Genomic DNA, 12819 nt, shown 5'->3' on the forward strand with positions numbered 1-12819 from the left:
GGACAACTCAGTGCGAGGGACGCGAATCGTCCACGGCGAGACGGTACCCACGGCCACCGGCGGTGGTGTGCAGGCTGTCGATGTTGATCGACACGACACGTCCGGGCTCGGTGGTCTGCCCGGTGTCGGTGTCGCGGGAGCGGATGACGGTGCACACCGCGCGCGAACCCAGGTTCCCCTCGCGAACGAGGTCGTCGATGCGCAGCGTCCGCACGGTGGTGCGGCGCGGATCGTCCGTCCACAGCTGCCCGACGGCGATCTCGTCGCCGCGGGCGGTTGGTGAGCGTCTTGGTCATGTTTTCTCCCATCGTCTCCATGTCGCGAGGCCGGGGCGCTCGGGCTGTCCGAGCGCCCCGGGAAGAACGACACAGGTCAAGCCGCGCCGGTCTCGGTGCTGGTCTCAGGTTCGGTCACCCGCGTGCCGTCGACGATCCGCACCACCTGGCCGTCGGCATCGCGCAGTCCCCGGATCTCGGTGTAGGGGACGCGATCTGTCCACGAACCTCCGACGATCGAGCCGACGGTCACCGATTTCGCATTGACCTTGAGGACTCGGTGGAAGTGCCCTGCGTACCGCACCAGATCGCCCACGGCCACAACGTCGCGGCTGTAGGCGGCGGCGGTGCCTGCGGTGATCTGATGCGCGCGCACGCCTTCCCAGTAGGCGAGCTCGTCGGCGGTGTGCTCGATCTCGGCGAGTACCCGCTCGCGGTAGTCCCTGGTTGCAGCTTCGTGGGTCTCGACGTACTTGTGGCCGGTCTGCTGGTTGGTGTGCAGCGTCCGGGTGTATCCGTCGCGGTCACGTTCGAGGCGGCGCAGCTCGGCGGTGAGCTTGTCGATCCGGCGCGCGACGGTGACCGGGGCGTACCGACGGTCGGTGGTCTCGGCGGCGGCGTCGGCGCGGCCCCGCGCGGCTGCGGCCTCACGCTCGGCTGCCACGGCCTTGCCGAGCGCGTTCCAGGACTTTTCCACCGCGCGGCGGTGCCGGGCCTCGCTGTGGTGGCCGACCTTGATCGGCTCGCCACCCTCGGGCAGCGCATCATGCGCGGCCTGGTCGGCGGCCCACGCGGCCTCGGCGGTGCCGGCCTTACGGTCGGCCTTGGCATCGAGAGCGTCCACGCGGGCGGCCTGGCGGGCGATCTTGTCGGCCTCGACATCGGCAGTGGGCCGGTAGGTGTCGTCGATGTCGACGTCGACGGTGAATCCGGCGGCGCGCAGCGCGGCGGCGGTGGCGTCGATCTGGGCACGCTTGGCGCGGCGGTCCCGCGACTGCGGGATGTACCCGGACCCGAGATCCTCAAGGACCAGCGCCAGCGCTGGGCCTTGAGGATCTCGGCGGAGCCGTCACCACGGCTCGTGCCGTCGATCAGGGTGCCGTCGGCGTGGGTGTGGGTGATGGTCAGTGCGGACATGAGTGGTCCACCCTTTCTGAGCGTGTGTGCGGATGAAGTGAGCCGGAGGAAGAGGCGGTCAGCGCACGAACCGCCAGGCCGAGCGCGCGGCGCGGGCACCGGGAACCTTGCGGACGGCGATGTTGGTGGCGATCTTGGCTGCGCGCTTGCCGTAGACGGCACCGCGCGAGGGCCCGGCCGGGCGGACGGGGACGCGTTTGGCCACGGGGCGGACAGACGGAGTCGGGACTGCGGGAGCGGTGTCGGTGGTCAGTTCCCGCTCCCACTGCGCGAAGTCGTCGGCCTGAGAGTGAATCCGGCCGGGGGTCGACTCCGGCGTGCTGCCCGTAGCGATGCGGCGCGCATGGCGGTGCTCGTAGCCGCGGACCGGATCGAGATAGCGCAACGGCGTGCGGATCACGATGTTCTCGGCCAGCCGCGAGGACCAGGTCCGGGTTTTGTAGGCGGTCAGGAAGTGACCGGCCAGCCACAGCGCCGCACCGACCAGGAGCAGCGGCGCGCGGGTGGCGATCGGGTCGCCGGAGACGATGCACAGCAACGAGGCGATCGCCAGCAGGGCGCCACCGAGGCGAGCGATCGGAGCGCCGATCGTCCAGACGAGCAGTGCCGCCAGCGCAATCGCTGCCATAACGGTGATGATCGACATCCGATTCCCCTTACCTCGGTCGTTCTTTCGCTCACAACTTTACAATACTTATTTGTATTGTTGCAACTCCGGGCACGCCCACACGTTTCCACAAAGCAATTCCGCTATGTAAAGTTTCGAGAACCGGACCCCGGCACACCCGGCGATGACCGTGGCCCCGAGAAACGAAAGGCCAGAAGCAATGGCGAACCCGAACCGCCTCACGGCACAGCAATGCGTCGAGGTACTGAAGGAAGAAACCGGCAACGAGATCAAGCCGGTGACCTTCCACTCCTACGTCAACCGAGGCCACGCCCCCAAACCGGTCGAGAAGATCGGCAACACACCCCTGTGGAAACGCAGCGAGATCGTCGAATGGGCCCGCAACCGTCCAGGACGCGGCGCACGCACCGACCTACGCCAACCCCGCCGGCGCACCAAGAACACCGGCACTGACTCCGAATAGTCTCCACACTCAAAGAACTCAGGCAGGGTCAAAATGGGGAAGCTCCGAGTACACCAACTCGCCCAAGAGCTGGGCGTCACATCACGAGAAGTACTTCACGCCCTTAAGGAACAAGGCGAGTTCGTCAAGTCCGCGTCTAGCACCGTAGAGGCACCTGCGGCCAACGAGCTGAGGAAGCGCTTCCCACAACCGGCATCAGCCCCTCAGAGGCAGGGACCGGCGAGGGCAGTTCGCCCGAGCCTCCAGCCGGCACAAAGTTCGACCGAGAAATCCATCTATGGGTGGAGCGCTAATCCAGTCCGAGAACCGACTGCATCGGACGTAATCAATAACATCCGCCAGCTAGCCTCAATCTTTCGTGAGTCCCGCGTGCCGGCCTGACCAGTTCGGATTCGATGGTGGAGGCGGTGGATCCGGTGTGCATCCACGCTTGGTCGCCCGACACGGTCGGGTGACGTCGGGGTCCACGGCCCCGAACTGAGTGTCCTTTCGACTCGATAAATGAAGATTCGTGCAGGTCACACAGGTGCAGGTAGCGCGGTGAGCCGGTTCAGGCCGGCCACGAGAACATCGACACCGGGAGCCGTCGCGGCCAGCCGCAGCCGAACCTGACGGGCATGGCGGGCGATCTTCCCGGCGATCGACAGCACCCGCAGCCGCAGCCGTTTCGGCTCCCACCGCCGCGCCGGGACCTCGGTGAATGCCAGCATCTGCATCCACGCGGTCAACTCGCATGCCAGTTGCACGAGCGCGAGCCAGATCCGGTTCTGATCGAACCCGTGCAGCGGAAGATTCTGCAGCCCGGTTGCTTTCGCTGTCCGGATCCGGTCCTCGCACCGAGCCCGACGGCGGTGCCGCAACTCCAGATCGGGGAGTTGCCCGCGGCGGGTGTTGGTCACGAACGCCGTCAACCGCAGGCCGTCACGGTCGGTGAACCGCAACTGCGCACCCGGATGCGGTCTCTCCTTCCTGACGATCACGCGCATGCCGGTCGGCCACGTCGACAGGTCGAGCAGCCCGGTGATCTCGGTGACCCAGGCCCCGTCCCGGACCTGCCCGTCCGAGTCGTAAGCCGGAGTCCATGCCTGCTCGGGAACCAGATCGATCGCGGCGGCATAGGCGTCGGTCAACCCGAATCCCACCGAATACGAGAGCCTGCGCTTGGTCAGATACTCGATCAAGGAGTGGGTGCCACCGGCACCATCGATCCGGACCAGCACCTTCTTCCCGACCCGATATCCCGGGTCGAACGGCAACTGCGCCAGGGCGCCCTGCACGACAGTGACGTGATCGGCGGCGGTGTTCGAACCGGCATTGCCCGGGCGCAGCAGCATCGCGACGGGTTCACCGGTGCCGTGCTCACCGTGGTCGACGAACGCACACAGCGGATGAAACCCGAAGCCGCGTTTGAAGTTCGGGGCAGCAGATTCCTTGTCCGAGTGCGCGGTGACGAGGGTGGCATCGATGTCGATGACCAGCGGTGTGTGCTCGTCGATGGCGTGATCGGGTGCCACCGACCCGGCGGCGGTCCAGGCGTGGGCGCGGGCGGTAGCGCGGGCCCGTCCGATCGCGGCGAGAGCGGTGTCGGCATCACCGGCGAGGGTGGTGATCAGGCGGGAGACAGTCGGGTCGGAGGCCACCTGGCCGAACAGTTCGGGGTGGGCGCGTAGTTGGTTGATGTCGGCGAGGCAGTCCCCGCCGATCGCCAGGGAGAGCGCGAGGTCGAGGAGGATCTTGCCAGGATCGTGGCGTGCCAACGGTTTCCGGAACTGAGCGAGTTCGGTCGTCAATGCTGTGGTGAGGCCGGTTTTCTCGGCGGTGCGCAGCAGCAGGACAGCGCCGGCATGGGACACGACGCCGGTTCCGGTACCCGATGCGGACAGGTGTGGGTAGGGGGACGTAGACTTGCTCACCTGAAGGGTGCTCCTGGCTCACGCGATTGTTCAACCTTAGACAAGTCGAATTATCGCAGGTCGGAGCACCTTTCTTTCTGTGTGACACGGGTTGAGGTCGAATTTCCGTGAAAGCCCCGGGCTAGTTGCTGCGATTGGATCCGCTGAGTTCAACCTTCTGCCGTCGACACGGCACCTGCCGATACGCATCCTTCACACACACATCACGCAACGCGCAGTCGATGCTGCGCCCCCACACCAACGACACGCGCTCACTCTGTTCATCGACGAGCAGCACCGTCACCGGCCCACCTGGGAGAACCGACACGACTTCGTCGGCGACTGAACTGGAACGACCCGCTCACCGCGTCGCGCGGCCGCTCCGGCGGTGTGACACGCCTGCTACCAACGTCCCGGCCGAGTAGAACTAGAGGGTTTCATCGCGAATCGCGGGGCGCCCCTATCTTGCAACGATCCGGCAGACTGCAGACATGTCCAAAGGTTACTTCGACGTCGACTCAGAGTTTGCCCTCGAAGCTTCACGGCCGGTCCCTGACATGAAGATCGCGCGCGAGATCGGCGAGGTGTTCACTCACATGCTCGGAGACGGTCGGTCCGTGATCGACCCGACGACCACGATCTGGACAGCTGAGGCGGCAGAAGAACTTCGGACCAGAATTGGGGACAACCCCATCGTCGGAAAGGACCAGGGCCAATGGGAGAAGCTCGACCGGCAACTCCAAGGAGCATCTCGTGAGGTCGTGCTCCTTGCAGCCGAACTCGTCTTCCTACGAGAGCACGCAATTCGGTCGGCCCGCCCCGAGACACGCAAGGCCCACGTCGACCGGGTGCTGACGCATCTCGACTCCCCCTTGGCAATCCCGGAGCCAATGTCTACCTGGCTGGCCCGCCCAGCCGGAACCGCAGGGTTCGAACCGGGCTCCTGGTACAACGGGGCACTGTGGCGACACGTCATCTGGGCTTCGACCTTCGTGCGCCACTGGAATGACCTGTCAGAGGCCGAGCGCAAATCGGCCCGAAGCGATCCGTGGGAGCTGCAGCGCGTCATGCTCACCTCCGGTGACGACCGCTCCGACATCCGCAACGCGCTGCAGTTCCTTGCGCGACCCGATGTGTTCGAGCCGATCTCTTCGGCCTCGATGAAGAAGAAAATCCGTGATGGTCTGGCCGATCGGATCGGCGGGGCATCGGGCGACACTCCCGGCTCGATCGACCGCGATCTACTGGCGATCCGCGCCGCCCTGGCTCGCGAGGTCGCGGGACCGTTCCATTTCTGGACGCCTGGGGTAGCAGAGCTCTGGGACGCCTCCCGCGCTGAATCCGCCCTCACAGCAGCGGAGATCGCTGAGGTGGCTGAGCCTCGTCCACGCCACTACTGGCTTTACTCCCCGGGCCGGCAGGCCTCACAGTGGGACGAGTTCTCCTCCAGCGGCATCATGGCGATCGGTTGGGACGAGCTCGACGATCTCGCTACATACCCGAGTCGAGAGTCGATTCGACAGGCGCTCGACGTCGAGGGGACCGGCGGGACGTTGAGAAACGACGTTCTTGCGGTATGGGAGTTCCAGAACGAGATCGCCGTAGGCGACATCATCTATGCCAAGCGCGGGCGGCGCGAGATCGTCGGGCGCGGCGAGGTCACCTCCAGCGCTCGGTTCGAGCCGGGTCGCACCTCGTATCGCCACGTGCGCTCAGTGAAGTGGACCCATACAGGGTCCTGGGAGCACCCTGGGGATGCCGCAATCAAGACGCTGACCGACATCACGAGCTATCACGACTACGTCGAGAACCTTGAAGAGCTCATCGCCGGCGAGGAAGAGCCGGAGTTGCTCGAAACTCCGACGCCCCTTCCAACCTACGACAAGGCGGCATTCCTCAAGGAGGTCTACCTGTCAGAGGAGCGATACGAGCGTTTGCACTCCCTGCTGGCGCGGAAGAAGAACGTCATCCTCGCTGGCCCGCCCGGTGTCGGGAAGACCTTCGCGGCGAAGCGCCTGGCATACTCGATCATGGGCGTGAAGGATCCGAGTCGGGTCCAGATGGTCCAGTTCCATCAGAGTTACTCGTACGAGGACTTCATGATGGGATACCGGCCCACCGAGACCGGTGGTTTCACGCTCGCTGAAGGGCCGTTCTACCGATTCTGCGAGAAGGCACGCGCTGACGACACCGACCGGCCGTACTTCTTCATCATCGACGAGATCAACCGCGGCAATATCTCCAAGATTTTGGGCGAGCTGCTCATGCTTATCGAAGCCGACAAACGCGGACAAGAACTCCGACTGTTATACAAGAACGAGAGATTTTCGGTCCCTGCCAACGTCCACATCATCGGCATGATGAACACCGCCGACCGCAGCCTTGCCGTCCTGGACTACGCACTGCGTCGTCGCTTCGGTTTTTTCGAGATGACCCCAGGCTTCCACTCGGCCGGGTTCACTCGCTGGCAACAAGACGCTGGAAGCCCCACCCTCGACCGTCTCGTCGAAGTTGTCATCGACCTCAACAAGACCATCGCCGACGACCCCGCACTCGGCCAGGGCTTCGCCATCGGACACAGCTTCCTCTCCAGCCCTCCAGACGACGCCACCGACGACGAATGGCTGTACTCGGTGGTCGAGGACGAACTCATCCCCCTTCTCGACGAGTACTGGTTCGACGAGCCGACCACGGCCGAGGAGTGGGCCGGCCGACTCAGGGCCGCCGTCGCATGACCCAGAGGTCCATCGCCATCCGCAACGTGTACGTGATGATGGCCTATGCCTTCCGAGCGATCCGCAGCGAAGGCAACGACCGAATCACAGCCGAGGCCTTCGACCATCTTCACGATCTGTTCGCGGAGATCCTCGTGCGTGGCGTCGGCACACAGGTCAAGCGCGGTCTTCACCGCGACTACCTGCACCGCAGCGAAGCGCTCGCCACCATTCGCGGACGTATCGATATCACTCGCACCGCAGCCACTCGCTCTACGTTCCGAGGAAAGCTGGTGTGCGAGTTCGATGAGTACGAGCTCGACACGCCCCACAACCAGGCGCTGAAGTCGGTCATCGTCCTACTCCTCCGCCACGGTGATGTCGCCGCACCCCGCCGGGCTGCGCTGCGTCGGCTTCTGCCGTACCTGGACGCGGTGACGCTGATCGCGCCGACATCGATCCGCTGGCGCACGCTGACCTACCACCGCACCACCGCCACATACCGACTGTTGCTCGGCGTTTGTGAACTGATCGTCCGCGGGCTCCTCCCCACACAGGACGCCGGAAGCACCAAGCTCACCTCATGGGTCTCGGACGACGCGATGAGCAGCTTGTACGAACGATTCCTGCGCGAGTACTACATCGTCCACCACCCCGAACTCTCCCCCACCGGCTCCACCGTCAAGTGGGACTACGACGATGCAGGCGCACTCGGAGCCGAACAGCTCCCGGTAATGCGCACCGATGTCACGCTGCGGCGTGGACACCGGGCACTCATCATTGATGCGAAATATTACGGCCAATCGATGCAGGCCGGGATGTGGGGCAAGTCGACTGTCCACTCGACCAATCTGTACCAAGTATTGACGTACGTGAAGAACGCCGATGTGAACCGTGACGGCTCAGTCAGCGGGCTATTGCTCTACGCGCGTACCGAAGCACCTGCGCAGCCCGGACTAGACGTCGTCGTCCAAGGCAACCGCATCGGCGCGCGAACACTCGATCTCAACCGTCCATGGAACGAACTCAGCGCTCAGCTCGAAGACGTTGTCACATGGCTTCAGAGCTAACACATTGTTCCTACAAGGACGTGATGCATCGAAGCTGACTTCAATCCCGTACTCCGCCGGCCGCCATCACCAACCCCCCGTGCTCGGCGCTCTCGCACTCCTCGCCGGAACAACGCACCGGGGCGTTCACCGGCCCGCATCACACCGTTGCGGCCACCGCACGCGACGTGCTCGACCTCTGACCACAAGCCCACCAGGATTGGTCGCACACCGTCTGATCCCCAGGAGGGACGGCAGGCAGCACCGTCTCCGTCCGCGCGGAAACATAGTCCGGGATAGGCCAGCGATGCGGGACTGACATGCAGGACACGTAACCGGGACAGGTGCGGGATCGTTCCGCAAGGTCGAGATTCCTCCCTCGACCTTCCCGAGCCGTCCCGTCTAAGGATCGTCTTACAGCACACCACTGAGACCGCGCGAATCGGCACGCCATGATTGTCCCGGCCCTCATCGGAGGCTCTCGGACTTCCGAGCAACCTCGATGGCAACGGTTGTCTTCCCTGTGGTCCAGATAGTGGAGTGCAACCTCATCCGCGAACGCACCCAGGTTGGGTTGGCTGCGGCCACCGAAGATGACCCCAACAAGATCCGGCAGGCGAAGTTGATTCGCGACAACGGGATGAGTCAGACCGGAGATCGCGGAGATCCTGGGGGTCGGCCGCACGACGCTGTACCGGCACTTGAAGTAAAGGAAGTGACCGGAATAAAAGTCAGCCGCTGACAAAAAGGGCAACCAGGGCGATAACCACGGCACAGATTGTGAATGCAAGTATCATACGCTGCAGATTAGTATCTGAAATAGATTGCAGGAGTTGGCTGGAGGACGAGATTGATCGAATCGCGGCATCCGATTCATCCACCAGGTCGCTAGCAGATTTGTTCAACTGTTCGCGTAATTCTTGTCGAAGGTATTTAGGCGGAACTTCAGCATCTGAACTATGTTGAAGTTGATTTACATCGATCAACGGGTCGATGCGGTGTCCGAAGTAGCTGTCTTTAGCGGTGAGGCGTGCGACATCTTTCGCGATGATCGTTGTATCATTTCCATCGGTCCAGAGAAATTCATTCAGACGCCGAGCCGTTCTAATCGATGATCTGTCCTGTGTGATCGAATCACGAATACTGCTGATCTCATGTCGATAGCGGTCGAGGAGTTGCGCAAGCGCCCAGACCCCTATCAATTCGGTGTGGTTACGAGAGAACGCGTCGACTAGCCCTAAGATCGATGCTTGGCCAGCAGACCTGTCGGCACCTGTCACAGAATTGAGGTTATCGCGAGTCGCGGCGATCACGGCAACTCGCCGCTCTTGTGGCCCGTAGCTGTCACCAAGAGCGAAATAGTAATCGTTCCGGCTCTCGTAGCTCCACAGTTGGGTTGAATAGTCCAGGTCGACGGCTTGGAGCGCGTGTCGTCGGTCGCCAAATGGCTCGATGCCCTCGGTTACGAACAGTCTCATCGACGGTCGGTCATCTAAGGGGATGGAACCGAATCGGCCCACACCCATTCCGGACATCCATTCCCAGCAATGCGCTTCGAGGTATGCAATTTTCGTATCGACTGCCTCGCGCTTCAGAATGGACGGATATGCGACATGCATCGAGTAGTACGGGTTCTTTGCGCGTGACCATGGGTTTTTTGCGCGTACTGTGCCCATCGGTCCCGGAAGTCGAATGCGAACGTTTCGCACCTCATTTGGAAAGTCTTTTGAAAGGATCGGGCTGAAATCGCCATCTGAATCATGAGGAATGAACACCGCGACAATTAGCGTCACTGAAGGGGATGCCATCATGGCAAAGAGATGCACGGCTTCGATTGGATCTGGAACGTTCGAGTCTTTCACAGCCGAGCCAATGAACCGGTTTCCGGGTTTGGTGAACGTCGTTACGGACTGCCACGCACCGTATCCTGAAGATGACCTCCAGTTCGCAATTTTTCTTTTCAGGTCATTCTTGTATGCGGGGGGATTTACTGGCCAAGAATCGATAGCGCCATACAGTCGCTGTATCGAAGCCGGAGTGAACGCTTCTGCAAGGATGAGCGCACCGAGTCGTACCGTCTCATCCTCTGCGAGGCGGGTTCGATCGTTCTCGGATTCAACGAATTGGTCGGGACGAGCTGCTTCTGCAACCAGCCGTTTCCGTTCCTCTGCGAGCGTCGTTCGTTGCCACCAACTCGGGATGGAGCCCTCACGGAGCGGTCCGGATCCTTGCACCTGCGGATAATAAGCCCTGGGTCTTCGGTGCGGTCGCGGTGGTGTGGGCGACAGCTCGGGTATGCCGTCAGGCGACCTTGCGGAAGCGGCCGTCGTGACGGCGGTGATGCGCCACCGTCCGGATTGCGGTCAGCGGGGCCAGGTCGACCCGGCAGACGCCGGGGTCGGTAGCGGCGATGCGATTGACCTTCTCAGCAAGGCTCACCGCGGCATCCGCCTGATCGGCGAGGTGGTGCCATTGCCACACCGGCTGCGGGATGGTGTCGAGATGGGCGAGGGACAGGGCGCGACTGACCACGGCATGAGCGCGGGCATCATGGAGCATGGCTGTCCCGGCAGGCGGGCAACACCGCTGGTCGGTGCACAGCACATCACGCCACAGGGTCCGGTGTGCATGTAGCGCCGCCACCGTCTTGGCCGGCACGCTGTGACCGAGAGCGCGAACATAGACCGGCCGGGGTCCCGGGCCGGTGCCGGACGGTGGACGTCGATGTTCGGTCATCTTCGATTGCAGGTCGCACTTCTCTCGCCAGCCGATACCGGTTTCGTACCCGGCGGCCCCGGCAACGACACACGCCTGACCCAGGACTCCTTGTTGCCAGGCCAGCACCGGATACTTCGGGCGTAGCCGTTCGATCATCAAGATCAGATCTATCAGGCGATCGGCGGGTTTGACTCCCGCGCCGACCTTCGAGGTTGCCAACGCAACCTCGGCGGGGGCAAGCATGTCCAGCGCCGACAGCACGGGGGCGAGCGCTTTCGGTCCCTGTACCGGATGCAACAGTCGCCATCCGAGCGCGAACACCGCCGTCACCGGCAGCGCGAGGCCGCTGCCATCCAAGTACCGTCGGGTAGCGCGCCACAGCTCGGCCTGCACCTCGATCCATTCACTGGTCGGTTTCTCGAGATGGACGTACGGCGGAATGATCGCGGTCGCACCATGGGCGATCTGGTGCTCGATGCTGCGCTCGATCACCGCGTGTCGCCGCGCCGGGTGGTGCAGGTCCCCTGGTGTCATCCGGGCGGGGTCGGCGAAGGGCAGTTTCGCCCACTTGTCCTCCGGATGCTGCCGATCCTGCAGATAAAACGTCTGTGGATCGATGAGCAGCGGCACTCCGGCACGACGGGCGATGGCGGCGATCTCCGAGCCACCGACCGGGGTGTGGGCGTCGACGACGATCCGACTGGGCACCGCGGCGGCGCGGCAGGTGCCGCCGAGCCCGTACAGCCGCCGCAGCAGGGCGGCATCGTTGACTGTGGCGCGAATCAGCAGTTCAGTCATGATGCTCTCCTCGTATCCCCACTAGAGTAGCAGCGAAATACGAAATTGAATCCGCAACTTGCACCGCAACTGGGTATGCAGCATGATGATGCTATGACGGAAAGGGCACGTCGGCGATGACCGACCGCGGCAGGCGAGACACCGACTCCGGCGGTTCGTTGACCTACATGCGGGTGATCGAGGAGGTCACCCGGTCCGGGATCACTCAGACCGAGCTGGCCCATGCCGTGGGCGCCAGCCCCCGGTCTGTGCAGAACTGGGCAAGCGGCCAGAACACGCCCCGGGGCAAGTCGGTGGAGAAATTGCTCGATTTGCGAGCGATCGTCGATCTGCTGAACGATTCGTATACCGAGGAAGGCATCGGCATCTGGTTGCACTCGCGCAACCGCAACCTCGATCTGCAACGCCCGATTGACCTGCTCGTCGAGGGACGGATCGACGAGGTCCTCGACGAGGCTCGCTGGGTCGCGGGAGGCATGTAACCGTGGACTCCCTCGCTGTCCGACTGTCGCAGGCGACACCAACGCAGGTTTCCGGCACTTGGCAGCGGCACGTGCCGTTCCGGTACGCGCACGCCGCTCTTGACGGACGTGTAGCCCTCGGGCGGTGGGGTACCGCGGACGGATTTCCGGTGCTGTACCTGGGACAACCGCGGAACTCGGTGATCGTCGAAGCATACCGACACCTGGTCGACCCGATCGACGATCCGGCGATCGCCGCAAACATCGCCCCGCGGGTGCTGGTGACCGCCACCGTGGCCGTCACCGAGATCCTGGACCTGCGTACCGCCACGAACCGGACATTGGCGGAACTGTCGATGGCGCAGCTTCAGTCTCCGCCCCGAGATCGTCGCGCCTACGCCGCCTGCCAGAACGTGGCCGCCGCCGCGCACCAGCTCGGATTTCACGGCCTCATTGCCCCTGCCGCGACGGACATGGGACACACCCTGGCCTTGTTCACCGACCTGCTGCCGCCGGAGGAAGAACCCACCGCTGTCACCCAAGAGCCGTGGATGCAATTGCCTGCCGACCCCCGCAAGCCCGGCCAAGGACGGCTTCGGATCGTCCGAGACATCAACTGAACAGTCCGCCCACACTCGCTGGCGTCGGTTCCACACCGAGAACCAGTAGAGGTGGCGCTCGATG

13 protein-coding genes and 1 pseudogene are annotated in these 12819 nt (G+C 63.5%); 8 read left to right on the forward strand and 6 right to left on the reverse strand.

The window, feature by feature from the left end:
- Positions 1-283 (forward strand): hypothetical protein (locus GON09_RS24450; protein ID WP_213934634.1); only part of this gene is annotated, 283 nt, incomplete at its 5' end.
- 89 nt (positions 284-372) lie between these two features.
- On the opposite strand, the gene GON09_RS24455 is transcribed toward GON09_RS24450, so the two are convergent.
- Together GON09_RS24455 and GON09_RS24460 are read right to left on the reverse strand one after the other, a co-directional pair.
- Positions 373-1119: a DUF3560 domain-containing protein gene (locus GON09_RS24455; RefSeq protein WP_307854531.1), complete on the reverse strand. Its 747-nt coding sequence runs from the start codon at positions 1117-1119 to the stop codon at positions 373-375.
- A gap of 351 nt (positions 1120-1470) precedes the next feature.
- Positions 1471-2058: a hypothetical protein gene (locus GON09_RS24460; RefSeq protein WP_213934635.1), complete on the reverse strand. Its 588-nt coding sequence runs from the start codon at positions 2056-2058 to the stop codon at positions 1471-1473.
- Positions 2059-2239: 181 nt separating this feature from the next.
- Here GON09_RS24460 and GON09_RS24465 point away from each other — a divergent pair, with 181 nt between their 5' ends.
- A complete protein-coding gene (locus tag GON09_RS24465) occupies positions 2240-2503 on the forward strand; it encodes a helix-turn-helix transcriptional regulator (RefSeq protein ID WP_213934636.1) in 264 nt (87 codons plus the stop codon).
- Positions 2504-2536: 33 nt separating this feature from the next.
- A pseudogene (locus GON09_RS29110) lies at positions 2537-2686 on the forward strand (translation initiation factor IF-2 N-terminal domain-containing protein); the annotation flags it as partial.
- A 335-nt stretch (positions 2687-3021) separates the two neighbouring features.
- Here GON09_RS29110 and GON09_RS24475 read toward each other — a convergent pair.
- Positions 3022-4416 (reverse strand): IS1380 family transposase, encoded by a 1395-nt coding sequence (locus tag GON09_RS24475; RefSeq protein WP_213934638.1) that lies wholly within the window; start codon positions 4414-4416, stop codon positions 3022-3024.
- 121 nt (positions 4417-4537) lie between these two features.
- Positions 4538-4699: a hypothetical protein gene (locus tag GON09_RS24480; protein WP_213934639.1), complete on the reverse strand. Its 162-nt coding sequence runs from the start codon at positions 4697-4699 to the stop codon at positions 4538-4540.
- Between the two features lie 187 nt (positions 4700-4886).
- On the opposite strand from GON09_RS24480, the gene GON09_RS24485 reads away from it, so the two are divergent.
- The 3 genes from GON09_RS24485 (at position 4887) to GON09_RS29115 (ending at position 8900) form a co-directional block, all read left to right on the forward strand.
- Positions 4887-7130, forward strand: a complete 2244-nt coding sequence (locus tag GON09_RS24485) for an AAA family ATPase (RefSeq protein WP_244867004.1) — start codon at positions 4887-4889, stop codon at positions 7128-7130.
- The gene (gene mcrC / locus GON09_RS24490; protein WP_213934640.1) at positions 7127-8179 is read left to right on the forward strand and encodes a 5-methylcytosine-specific restriction endonuclease system specificity protein McrC; all 1053 of its coding nucleotides are present in this window, start codon (positions 7127-7129) and stop codon (positions 8177-8179) included. The genes GON09_RS24485 and mcrC overlap by 4 nt, the downstream gene beginning before the upstream one ends.
- Before the next feature lie 481 nt (positions 8180-8660).
- Complete coding sequence (locus tag GON09_RS29115; RefSeq protein ID WP_441347328.1) at positions 8661-8900, forward strand: hypothetical protein; 240 nt, start codon at positions 8661-8663, stop codon at positions 8898-8900.
- On the opposite strand, the gene GON09_RS24500 is transcribed toward GON09_RS29115, so the two are convergent.
- Both GON09_RS24500 and GON09_RS24505 read right to left on the reverse strand, forming a co-directional pair.
- On the reverse strand, positions 8890-10392 hold the full coding sequence (locus tag GON09_RS24500) for a hypothetical protein (RefSeq protein ID WP_213934641.1): 1503 nt from the start codon (positions 10390-10392) through the stop codon (positions 8890-8892). The genes GON09_RS29115 and GON09_RS24500 overlap by 11 nt on opposite strands.
- A gap of 67 nt (positions 10393-10459) precedes the next feature.
- The gene (locus GON09_RS24505; protein WP_213934642.1) at positions 10460-11674 is read right to left on the reverse strand and encodes a hypothetical protein; all 1215 of its coding nucleotides are present in this window, start codon (positions 11672-11674) and stop codon (positions 10460-10462) included.
- A 116-nt stretch (positions 11675-11790) separates the two neighbouring features.
- Between GON09_RS24505 and GON09_RS24510 the strand changes: the two genes are divergently transcribed.
- Positions 11791-12156, forward strand: a complete 366-nt coding sequence (locus tag GON09_RS24510) for a helix-turn-helix domain-containing protein (RefSeq protein ID WP_213934643.1) — start codon at positions 11791-11793, stop codon at positions 12154-12156.
- A gap of 71 nt (positions 12157-12227) precedes the next feature.
- The gene (locus GON09_RS24515; RefSeq protein WP_307854598.1) at positions 12228-12755 is read left to right on the forward strand and encodes an RES domain-containing protein; all 528 of its coding nucleotides are present in this window, start codon (positions 12228-12230) and stop codon (positions 12753-12755) included.
- Positions 12756-12819 lie beyond the last annotated feature (64 nt).

The organism is Rhodococcus sp. B50 (genome assembly GCF_013602415.1).
Taxonomy (GTDB): domain Bacteria; phylum Actinomycetota; class Actinomycetes; order Mycobacteriales; family Mycobacteriaceae; genus Rhodococcus.